Raw genomic sequence first — 11,234 nt, 5'->3', positions numbered from 1 at the left:
AAAAGTGTTTAATCTTTTAAGAGTTTCGGATTTTTTTTGTGACGATTAGCATCTCTTGCTGTTTTTTTGGCAAAATTATTGTTTACGGCCTCGTTCAAATCTACCCCTGTTTGGTTTGCCAAGCATACCAGTACCCAAAGAACATCACTCAACTCTTCTGCCAAATTATCCTTCTCTCCTTCCTTGTACGACTGTTCGCCATATTTTCGAGCCATCACCCGGGCTAGTTCTCCGACCTCTTCTACCAGAATAGTCATGTTTGTTAATTCGTTAAAATATCTTACCCCGTGGGTCTTGATCCATGCATCTACTGCGGTTTGTAATTCTGCGATATCCATTGTTACCAAGTTAAAAGTTAAAAACTAAAAGATAAAAGTTCATTTCTTTAATTTAGATTTGAGTGTTTTTACTGTGGCGACAAGCATGGCAATTAATTCTTTATTATCTTTTTCCATATTTGTAAAATTATTCCCATCAATATATCCTGTGTCTTTTAAAAGATTAAGCCAGTAATTCGTTTCATTCGCTTCTTTAAGACCGATATAAAATTTGTTAATATAATCAGCTTGACTTTGTGCAAATTCTGCTTCACGGATTAAAGCTCCCATGGAGGTTCCACTTTTTAGAATTTGGTTGCTGATAACAAATTCTTTCTGTTCTTTTTGAAGGAATTGAGCAAGTTTCACGATGCTTATGGCAAAAGTATAACTTTTATCTTGTAAAATTGAATCCATGTAACTTTTATCTTTTAACTTTTAGTTGTGAGTTTAACAATCATTGTCGATTCTTGGAATCAATAATGATTGTTACGGGTCCATCATTGATTAATTCGACTTTCATGTTAGCTCCGAATTGTCCGGTTTGAACTTCTTTGTGGAGTTCTTGGCTTAGGGTTGCGACGAATTTTTCATATAACGGAACGGAGATGGCGGGAGGGGCTGCATCAATATATGAGGGACGGTTGCCTTTTTTGGTTCGAGCCATGAGAGTAAATTGACTAACGGCAAGGATTTCACCACCGGAGTCTAGGATGGATTTATTCATTACTCCATTCTCGTCATCGAATATACGGAGATTTACAATTTTGGAAGATAGCCAGTTAATGTCTTCATCCGTGTCATCGGCTTGGATTCCTACTAATATGAGCATCCCTTTATCTATTGAAGAAAACAATTGTTGCTCGATGGTAACACTGGCACGTGTAACTCGTTGAATAACTACTTTCATCTTGAACTTAGTCTTAAAATTTAGAGTGAAATATATGAATTTTATTCATATACTCCACTCCAAACTCTAAATTTTAAATCTACATTCTAGATTATTTTTTTCTAGCGTATAGTTCTTTAATTGCGTCGGCTAATCTCTTAACACCTTCGATGTTCATTTCCTCGCTCATGTAAGAGAAATTGATACGCATGGTGTTTTTACCTCCACCGTTAACGAAGAACACGGTTCCAAGTACGAATGCCACGTTCTTTTCGATAGCGATTTGGAATAATTCCTCTGCATCGTATCCTTCCGGCAATGTCAAGAACAAGAACAAACCACCTTCCGGGCGAGTCCAGGTGACACCTTCCGGCATATATTTCTCGAAAGCACCTAACATGGCTTCCAGTTTGCTACGATACATATCAACGATATTCTTCACGTTGGCATCGAAATAGTTTTTCTGGAAGAATTTAACCGTGATTTTCTGTAAGAAAGCAGAGGTACAAAGGTCTGTACTTTGTTTTGCCTTCACAAAGTTGTCAATCACCATCGGGTGAGCAAGAACCCAACCCATGCGGAATCCCGGCATGAAGATCTTGGAGAAAGTTCCCAACGTAATTACATTACCTTCTCCATTATCCAAGTCGTACAACATACGTTGCGGTTTTCCTGAGAAACGTAGTTCACGGTAAGGGCTATCCTCAACAACCATGATCTCGTATTTCTTGGCAATATTCAGAATTTCGATTCTTCTGGCTTCCGGCATGGTCATACCTGCAGGATTCTGGAAGTCCGGAATCAAATAGATGAATTTCGGTTTTTCCCCTTTAGCCTTCATTTCAGCCAAAGTCTTTTCTAATTCCACGGCACTCATACCTTGTTCGTCCTGAGGAATACCAACGCCTACACCACCGTAAGAGTTGAACGCACCGAGGGCCCCAAGATAAGAAGGTAACTCGCAAATATATTTGTCTCCACGGTTCAAGAAAATCTTACCAACCGTGTCCAAACCTTGTTGAGAAGAAGTGATGATCGTGATATTTTCTTTTGTAACATAGCTCAAGCCTTGATCCCGGTAACGTTGAGCAAGGATTTCCAATAATTCAGGAACTCCCTCGGTTGAACCGTACTGGCAAGCAGCAGCACCATCCGTGGCAATTACTTCCGCACAAATTTCTTGTAATTGTTCTAACGGGAAAGATTCTTTAGCAGGAAGACCCCCGGCGAAAGAAATAATTTCCGGCTTTTGAGTTAATTTCAACAACTCTCTGATAGCAGAGCGCTTCATCCCTTTGGCGCTGTCTGATAGAATTTCTTTGTAGTCGCTAACCATGTTTATTCTTATTTAAAGTGAATACACGCTGTTAAGTATTTGTGTTGCGAAGTTAATAATAAGTTTTTGAAATAAAATTTTTCATATCAGTTTTTTATTAAAATCGATTGCGGTACTTTCATTTTGTATGTTTTCGAGCTTTTTTAGTAATAATTTGAATTTTGAGAGCTTTGTAGTTGTATTTTGCTTGGATAAAAGTTTCTTCAGAGATGTGGAGGAGATAATATGATGCTATGGGATTTTCTCGACTAGAAAAAGAAGACTAATGTGATAATTATTTGGAATAAACCGTTTTTTCGATTAGTTTTGCAAGCCGAATAAAGGCCCTTGTAGTTCAACGGATAGAACGGAAGTTTCCTAAACTTTAAATGGCAGTTCGATTCTGCCCGGGGGTACAAAAAGATAAAAGCTAAAAGTTAAACAGGGAGAATGTACTTTTAGCTTTTATTTATTGTTACATCCCGGTAATTGATAGCCGATTCGTTTTCGTTCGTTAGTCCCTCGATTTTTTACTTGTAATTCGGCAAGTGTTTGGTTGATCAGTTCGAGTTGCATTCGGGTGTCCTCGTTTATATCGTTTTGGTCGGCAAACATTTCCTCGACATACTCTTTCAGTTCTTTCAACTCGTTTTTAATTTCCCCTATTTTATCTGTTGGAGAGTTGGCTATTAATTGTCGAACGGCGACAAAAGCTCGCATGATGCCCATGTTTACCTCGATAGCGATTTCTGAATTAAGGACGCTACTTAGCATGGCGACACCTAATTCCGTGAAAGCAAAAGGCATATATTTGGGGTGTTGCCCTCTTCCCCCGTTTAAGGTGCTAAAACTGCACCTTAAAGAATGCCACTCTTCTTTTGTCAACTCGAACATGAAATCCGATGGGAATCGTTTTAAATTATTCTTCACGGAACGTTTCAAATATTTTGTTTCTGTTCCATATAATTCAGCCAGATCGAAGTCAAGCATGACCTTTTGTCCTCGGATTTCATAAATTTTGTCTTGAATGATTTGCAGGTCCATCACGGTTATATTATTTAGTAGGGCAAATGTAGTAAAAATAGATATGAATCATCACTATATAGCTATAAAGTTAAAGAATATGCAAATCAAAAGTACGTGTTCCATGAATTTCTATTAACTTAGCAGGCGGATAAACAGGATTGAATATGCTGAAAAGCTTGAGGTATGGAAAAGAGTTCGAAGAACTGTACACGGGGAACTATTCCCGTTTGTACTACTATGCTTATCAGTTTTTGAATGATGCGGAGGTCAGTCGGGATGTGGTGAATGATGCGTTCGAGTACGTGTGGAAAAACTACGAAAACTTTCGGAAGATGAACGTGGTGGCGATTCTTTTTCAAAGTGTACGGAATAAAAGCATAGACACCTTCCGGCATAATAAAGTGGAAGAGAATTACGTGGCATTGTATTCTCGGATGCTTTCGGAAGAGGATGCGGGGCTGGACGAGGAAAACGAGAAGATCGAACGGATATATAAAGTATTAGATAATTTAACCCCGCAGACAAGGCATATCATGGAAGAATGTTATTTTAACCGAAAAAAATATGCAGAGGTTGCGGAGATGCTAAACATCAGTCCTAGTGCGGTAAAAAAGCACGTTATGAAAGCCTTGCGTTTATTGCGGGAAGAATTTCATATAAATAATGGCTCGGAGGGGGTGCCCGAAAATGAGGTCTAAACGTATTAATATAAATTAGGTCGTTAATAAACATGGATGATCAGGATATGAAAAATAAAAAGGATTTGCTGGATGCTTTGGATGATCCCGGCTCGTTGAGTCAGGAGGAGCTTGATGCAATTCTGGATGATCCGAAAGAACAGGAAGATGCTCGCTTGCTAGGGGATTACAGGCAAGCGTTTGCACGTCGTCATGTGTCCTTGAAACCTGATGTGAATAAAGAATGGAATAACTTCCGGCAAAGTAGAATTTCCGGTAAAAATAAAGGAAAACAATTGTGGATCGGCATCTCGATAGGTGTGGCGGCCTCTGTGCTTTTATTTTTCAGTTGGCAGATGTTCGATCGGACCTCCCTGGTTCCGGTTAACCAACCTATCGTGGCTTTTACCGCCAGTACTCAATCTCAAGAAGTTCTTTTGTCCACGGGTGACGGGCGTATGGTGTCTTTATCCGCACCTCAAGCAGATAGTTTGTTACGAGAAACAGGTATTACCCGGGGAGACGAGGAGTTGGATTACCAGCAAACGATCCGGGAAACAAAGATACATACATTGACAACTCCCAGGTGTGGGGCTTATCAACTTCGTTTGGCAGATGGAACTCAAGTATGGTTAAATGCCGAGAGTCGTTTGAAATATCCCAGTCGCTTCACCGGAGAGCAGCGAGTGGTTGAGTTAGAGGGGGAAGGTTATTTCAAAGTAACGCCCGATTCAAAAAGACCTTTTATTGTAAAATCCGGTAATATCACGACGGAAGTTCTGGGAACCGAATTTAATGTCAGAACCTACGTGTCCGATGATTCACACGTGACCTTGTTGAAAGGGAGCGTGAAAGTGAAAAATGTTAGTTCATCCTCGGAAGTGGTAATACGTCCCGGGGAGGACGCTCATTTACAAGGAGATGGGACTTTCGACGTGCGGGAAGTTGACACGGACAACTACTATTTATGGACGGAAGGGTATTTCTATTTTGATAATGAAACCGTGGTCGAGATCATGCGTGAATTAGGGCGGTGGTATAATATACGGGTAGAATTCGAGAACCCGCAAGCGATGAATTACCGCTTGCATTTCCTTGCCGAACGCGATCAGAAAATAGAAGAAGTACTACAATTATTGAACATGCTTGGTAAAGTACAAGCGACTTACGAAAACAATAAAATTTCGGTAAAATAAAAAATTTTTATCGTTTCTGGTACCCGATTTACATCTCAAAACGAAATCTGAATAAAGAATACGTATTTGAGTCATGTAAAAATAAATTAAATGAACAAATTTATGAAACACCAGAAACTCCAATTCAAGCCGGGCAGTTTTCGACTGAACGGGTTATTCCGGGTTGTGTTCTTGATATGTTGCTTGTTGTCGGCAGGGCTGACACAGGCGCAAGAAAAGAAAATCACGGCGGAATTCAAGGATACACCTTTATCCAACGTGTTAAAACAACTGGAAAAACTTTCTACCTACAAGATCCTCTTTACATACGACGACGTGCAGTCCTATAAAGTGACCGTTTCGTTGAAGGATGCGACTATCACCGAGGCTTTGCAAAAAGTACTTGATGGTAAACCTTTTGTTTTTTCGGATGTGGCGAATGGGAAATATATATCGGTCGTCTACCAACCCAAGAAAAAGTCTGATACCACGAAAGAAATCAAGGGAAAAGTTGTGGATAGTAAAGGAGAAACAGTTATCGGGGCAACGGTCCGGGTGGTGAATGCTACAATCGGGACAGCCACTGATATTGACGGGAACTTTACTTTGCGTGTTCCGGAAGACGTGATGACACTCGAAGTCGGGTTTGTCGGGATGAAGACACAACTGGTATCCATCAAAGACAAAACCGAAGTCCGTGTTGTAATGGAAGAAGATAATACCGTGCTGGAAGACGTGGTGGTTACCGGTATTTTTAAAAAGGCGAAGGAAAGTTACACGGGTGCGGTTTCCAGCATCTCTTCCGAACAATTAAAAATGTACAAGGGGCAGAATGTTTTGCAAACCTTGAAAAATATTGATGCCTCCTTAAACTTCATGGTAAATAATGCCATGGGTAGCAATCCGAATAACGTACCTCAAATCAATATCCGGGGTAATTCCTCTTTACCCATGAGTGTGCAGGAGTATAATGAAAGCATCAAAAATGACGTGAACTCACCTTTGATCATCATGGATGGTTTCGAAATCACACTGGAAAAGTTAATGGACTACAATGACGACGAGATCGAATCCATCAATATATTGAAAGATGCGGCAGCCACGGCCATTTACGGTTCTCGTGGGTCCAATGGTGTGATCGTGGTCGTCACGAGACAACCGGAAGCGGGTAAATTGAGAGTGAATGCCGAAATAGGAATGGATATCGAGGCTCCGGATTTGAGTTCCTATGATTTGCTGAATGCGGCAGAAAAACTGCAATTGGAAAAGATGGCCGGGCTATATGATTCCGATCTGCCGGGGAATGACGTGAAATATTCCGAAAGATATAATAAACGTTTGAAAGCCGTACTCTCCGGGGTGGACACGGATTGGTTGAGTAAGCCTTTGCACACGGGAGTCGGTACCCATTATAATTTGCGTTTGGAAGGAGGAAGTGAACAATTTCGTTGGAGTGGTGCTTTGGCTTACAAAAACGTGGTTGGAGCCATGAAAGGTTCTTCCCGGCGTAATTTTAACGGCTCCATCGTTTTGATGTACATGATGGATAAATTGACATTCAAGAATTACACTTCTTACGGGATGAACCGGGGGCGTGAAAGTCGGTATGGGGAATTTAGCACGTATGCGCAGCAACAACCTTATGATGCCCCGTATGACGAGAATGGTAATCTCGTGCGTTATTTCGATGGTTTTCAGTATAATAACCTTGATAAGCAAAATCCGTTATATGACGCCTCGTTAAACACTTTCGATAAATCGGGATATCAATCGTTAACCAATAACTTTTCCATCGAATGGGATATCATCGAGGGGTTGAAATTAAGGGGACAGTTGGGAATTTCCAGCACGGACAACAGTAGCGATTATTTCTTGCCGGCAGAACATTCCTATTTCACTACCGGGGATCAGAAAGCGGAATATGCCACGGATGAAGGATTCTTCCGTCGCGGATTGTATCGTTATGGAACCGGGAGAGAATATAGTTACAGCGGGAATGTCACGGTGACCTATAATAAAACTTTTGCCGAGAAACATCTTTTGTCCGTGGGTGTTGACTGGTCATTGGCCGAAACACAATCCCGTTCATACAGTTTCGAACTGGAAGGATTTTCGAGCGAGGATATGAGTTTTTTAGGAAACGCCCGTCAGTATATGAAGGATGGGATTCCTAGCGGAACAAAAACAAGTACCCGTCGCTTTGGTTTAACCGGGAACGTGAACTACATCTATGACGGGCGTTACTATGTGGACTTGGCCTATCGTGTTGATGGTAGCTCCACGTTCGGGAGTGACAAGAAATACGCACCTTTCTGGAGTACCGGTATCGGTTGGAACTTGCATAACGAACAATTCCTGCAAGGGCATCCCGTGCTTACGACCTTACGGTTGAAAGCCTCTTACGGGGAAACCGGTTCACAACAGGGTTCCTCTACCGGGGCATCGACAACCTACAAGTATTCCACGGACAACAAATACATGAACTGGAATGGGACGATCCTGCAAGGATGGGGAAACCCCAAGCTGACTTGGCAAAAGACGGATGAATTTAATGTCGGGATGGAGTTCGGTTTGTGGACAGGACGTGTAAAAGGAGAAATCAACGTGTACACGAAAAAGACGGCAAACCTCCTTTCTAACATGGATCTACCTCTATCAATGGGATTTTCTTCCTATATCGCGAACGTCGGGGAAGTTGAAAATAAAGGTTGGGAAGCCTCTTTTAGCGGCTATGCCATTCGGGACTCGGAGCGTAGGATGAACTTGATGTTTAGCGGGCAATTGGTTTACAACAAGAATAAAATCACCAAACTTTCCGATGCGATCAAGGCCCAGAATGAATTGTACTTGCAGGAGGATGTAGACGTGAGCAACCTGTTCTACGAGGGACGTCCGCAGAATGCCATTTATGCCGTACGCTCTTTAGGTATTGACCCGAGTACGGGAAACGAGATTTTTCTGGATAAAAACGGGAAAATCACCGATACTTGGAAACCATCTGATAAAGTATATTTAGGATCAAAAGATCAAAAATACAGGGGAAATGGCAGCATCATGTTCATGTGGAAAGGACTGACGGTCAACGTGGCCTGTTCCTATTACTGGGGAGGTAAGGTGTACAACGAGACGTTGTTGAACAAGGTAGAGGTAACAAAGAATACCTTATCCAGCCAAAACGTGGATGCCCGTGTGCTGAAATCCCGTTGGTTCCAAGCGGGTGACGTGACATTTTTCAAGCAATTGAGTAACACCCAGACCCGTGCAACCTCTCGTTTCGTGATGGATGACAATGTATTTGAGATCTCGTCTATCGGTGTGCAATATCGATGGGATACCCCCTGGATTCAGAAATATACTCGTGCCACGTCGATTACTTTCGGTGTGAATATGTCCGACATCCTGCATTTATCATCCATTAAAATGGAACGGGGAACCAGCTACCCGTATGCTCGTAACATACAGGGATATATCAAGTTTTTATTCTAACACGCAACTAAAAACTGTATTTATGAAAAGATTATATATCATAACGGTACTCGTGGCTTTGTTGTCCGTTTCTTGTAATGATTGGCTGGATGTTCGGCCGGACACGGAACAGAAAGACAAAGATTTGTTTACCACGTACAAAGGATTCCAGGATGCCCTCACGGGTTGTTACATGAGTTTGGCCAGCCAAGATGTTTATGGCGAAAGATTAACGATGTCGAATATTGAATCTTTGGCTAATCTCTGGTACCAGTTCCGTAATTCGACACGCTACGAGGATAACGACCTCATGAACCATGACTACACGGGCGACTACTCCAAGACGGCCGTGAAGACCATCTATGCGGGATTATTCAACGTGATCGCCCAGGCGAACATGATTATTAAATATGCCGAGAAGAACGGGGATGTTATCGATGACCCCGCGGCTCGTGCCGTTATCACGGGAGAGGCGTACGCCATTCGTGCTTTTTGCCAGTTGGACGTGCTGCGTTTGTTCGGACAAATGCCACAGGGAGCCTCCCGGCAAGTGGAATTACCTTATTCTGAAACAACCTCGATTGATGAGATGCCCGCTTATTATAGTTTTGATGATTACGTCGTGAAATTAGAAAGCGACTTGTCGAAAGCGGAATCTTTATTGAAAGACAATGATCCCTTGTTCCAATATACTTTTTCCGAGTTGAATTCAGCGAACGGGAATGAATTAAGTGATAGCTACATGTACTATCGTCAGTCCCGGATGAATTATTGGGCTGTAAAAGCCATTCAAGCCCGTATGTACCTTTACTTGGGAAAGAAGGACAAGGCGTACACGCTGGCCAAAGAAATCATAGAGGCCAAAGGTGCTGACGGGGAATTGGTAATGACCATGAGCGGTGAAACCGATATTGCCAAGGGATATAAAGCCTGCCCGTCGGAATGTTTGCTCTACCTCAGTAAATATGACGTGAAAACATACTCGTCCGTTTTCTTGATCGGTAACAAAGCCGACCAACAGGCAGGCCCCTCCCATCTCGTGATCTCCAGCTCCATGTTGAGTGACTTGTATGAGGGACAAAACACGGGTTCGCACAACAGGTATCTGAATTGTTGGAACCGGAACGTGAAAGATGCGTCGGCCAACTTGTATGGAGCCCTTGCAAAATATTATTTTGCAGATGACGCTGAAAACCAGATGTTATATTACCAGATTATCCCGTTGTTACGGATGTCCGAAGTCTACTTGATAGCGATGGAAACCTCTTCCGATCTGGACGAAATAAACGAATGGTACCATGATTATATGTTGGCTCACTCCGTTGTATTGAATGAAGCAGGTTTCTCCGCCTTGAGTGAGGTCTCCGGGGAGATGGTAAACGAGTACCGCCGGGAGTTTTACGGTGAGGGACAAATGTTCTATACGTACAAAAGAACCGGGGCGACGACAATGCTTTGGGGTAACGGGAATGCCGACGAGAACGTGTACATCGTTCCTCTCCCAGAAACCGAATATAATCCTAACTCTCAAATAAAGTAAATGGTTATGAAACAGTTAATAAATATACTGATCGGGTGCATATTCCTTTTGGGAATGAGTTCTTGTGAGAAAGATTTGCCGGTGTACGAAACCCCGGACTGTTGGTTGAATTTCGTGTACTACAGTAGTTTTGATGGTTCCGTGCTAGGGACAGAAGAAGTTACCGACGAGATGCGATACGCATCGTATTCGTTCGTGTATGTCGGGGAAGAGGTTGAAGTTGACACGGTTTGGTTTGAAGTATCAACCATGGGTTTCGTGTCGGATGAGGACCGACCGTTAGAACTGGAGCAAATTCAGACAGGGGGGAATGATGCGAAGGCTGACGTGCATTATGTCGCTTTTACCAACGAAGAACTGAAGGCGAAATACATGATCCCTGCCCGTAAAACGGGAACTAAAATTCCGGTTGTTGTCAAAAGAGACCCTTCTTTGAGCAACGGGGATGTTACCCTGCAGTTCACTTTCAAGGATAACGGTTATTTCAAACCGGGATATGACGGGTTAACGACCCGCACGTTATCCATTTCTTCGAAATTAACCAAACCATCCGTATGGGAGGAATCCTATTGTGACTATGTGTTTGGTCTTTACGGGTCGGAAAAACATCGCTTGATGATCGAGTGGAGCGGGGAAAAGTGGGATGATGCGTACATCAAGGAATTAATGGACGGGGATAACGCCTATGTCAACTACTTGGCCGGTTGGTTTGCCCGGAAATTGGAAGAAGAGAATGCGAAACGGGAAGAGGCCGGAGAGGAACCCTACAAGGAAGAAGATGGAACGCCGGTTAGTTTTGAGCCTAAAAGTTGGAGTTAATTTTAAAAGCA

Annotated in this window: 10 protein-coding genes and 1 tRNA gene; 6 read left to right on the top strand and 5 right to left on the bottom strand. The window is 42.5% G+C overall.

The window, feature by feature from the left end:
• Positions 1-8 precede the first annotated feature (8 nt).
• The 4 genes from I2I33_RS01400 to I2I33_RS01385 all read right to left on the bottom strand — a co-directional run bounded on the left by I2I33_RS01400 (position 9) and on the right by I2I33_RS01385 (position 2,542).
• A complete protein-coding gene (locus I2I33_RS01400) occupies positions 9-338 on the bottom strand; it encodes a nucleotide pyrophosphohydrolase (RefSeq protein ID WP_087419165.1) in 330 nt (109 codons plus the stop codon).
• Between the two features lie 39 nt (positions 339-377).
• Positions 378-734 (bottom strand): four helix bundle protein, encoded by a 357-nt coding sequence (locus I2I33_RS01395; RefSeq protein WP_087419164.1) that lies wholly within the window; start codon positions 732-734, stop codon positions 378-380.
• Between the two features lie 40 nt (positions 735-774).
• Entirely contained in the window at positions 775-1,227 is a 453-nt protein-coding gene (dtd, locus tag I2I33_RS01390; protein WP_087419163.1) for a D-aminoacyl-tRNA deacylase, read from the bottom strand.
• 91 nt (positions 1,228-1,318) lie between these two features.
• Positions 1,319-2,542, bottom strand: coding sequence for a PLP-dependent aminotransferase family protein (locus I2I33_RS01385; RefSeq protein WP_087419162.1), 1,224 nt, complete (start codon positions 2,540-2,542; stop codon positions 1,319-1,321).
• A gap of 323 nt (positions 2,543-2,865) precedes the next feature.
• On the opposite strand from I2I33_RS01385, the gene I2I33_RS01380 reads away from it, so the two are divergent.
• Positions 2,866-2,937, top strand: a tRNA-Arg gene (locus I2I33_RS01380).
• Between the two features lie 49 nt (positions 2,938-2,986).
• Here I2I33_RS01380 and I2I33_RS01375 read toward each other — a convergent pair.
• Complete coding sequence (locus I2I33_RS01375) at positions 2,987-3,565, bottom strand: ORF6N domain-containing protein (protein WP_087419161.1); 579 nt, start codon at positions 3,563-3,565, stop codon at positions 2,987-2,989.
• A gap of 146 nt (positions 3,566-3,711) precedes the next feature.
• Between I2I33_RS01375 and I2I33_RS01370 the strand changes: the two genes are divergently transcribed.
• The 5 genes from I2I33_RS01370 to I2I33_RS01350 all read left to right on the top strand — a co-directional run bounded on the left by I2I33_RS01370 (position 3,712) and on the right by I2I33_RS01350 (position 11,223).
• Complete coding sequence (locus tag I2I33_RS01370) at positions 3,712-4,245, top strand: RNA polymerase sigma factor (protein ID WP_087419160.1); 534 nt, start codon at positions 3,712-3,714, stop codon at positions 4,243-4,245.
• Positions 4,246-4,292: 47 nt separating this feature from the next.
• Positions 4,293-5,420 carry a FecR family protein gene (locus I2I33_RS01365; RefSeq protein WP_162613666.1) on the top strand — a complete coding sequence of 376 codons (1,128 nt, stop codon included), beginning with the start codon at positions 4,293-4,295 and terminating at the stop codon, positions 5,418-5,420.
• A gap of 102 nt (positions 5,421-5,522) precedes the next feature.
• Positions 5,523-8,885, top strand: coding sequence for a SusC/RagA family TonB-linked outer membrane protein (locus tag I2I33_RS01360; RefSeq protein WP_162613665.1), 3,363 nt, complete (start codon positions 5,523-5,525; stop codon positions 8,883-8,885).
• A 22-nt stretch (positions 8,886-8,907) separates the two neighbouring features.
• The gene (locus I2I33_RS01355) at positions 8,908-10,404 is read left to right on the top strand and encodes a RagB/SusD family nutrient uptake outer membrane protein (RefSeq protein ID WP_162613664.1); all 1,497 of its coding nucleotides are present in this window, start codon (positions 8,908-8,910) and stop codon (positions 10,402-10,404) included.
• 6 nt (positions 10,405-10,410) lie between these two features.
• Entirely contained in the window at positions 10,411-11,223 is an 813-nt protein-coding gene (locus I2I33_RS01350) for a DUF4843 domain-containing protein (protein ID WP_162613663.1), read from the top strand.
• The last annotated feature ends 11 nt before the right edge of the window (positions 11,224-11,234 follow it).

This window comes from Butyricimonas sp. BSD2780061689_150309_C8 (assembly GCF_015560935.1).
GTDB classification, from domain to species: Bacteria; Bacteroidota; Bacteroidia; order Bacteroidales; family Marinifilaceae; genus Butyricimonas; species Butyricimonas paravirosa.
This window is presented reverse-complemented; position numbering and strand designations above follow the sequence as displayed.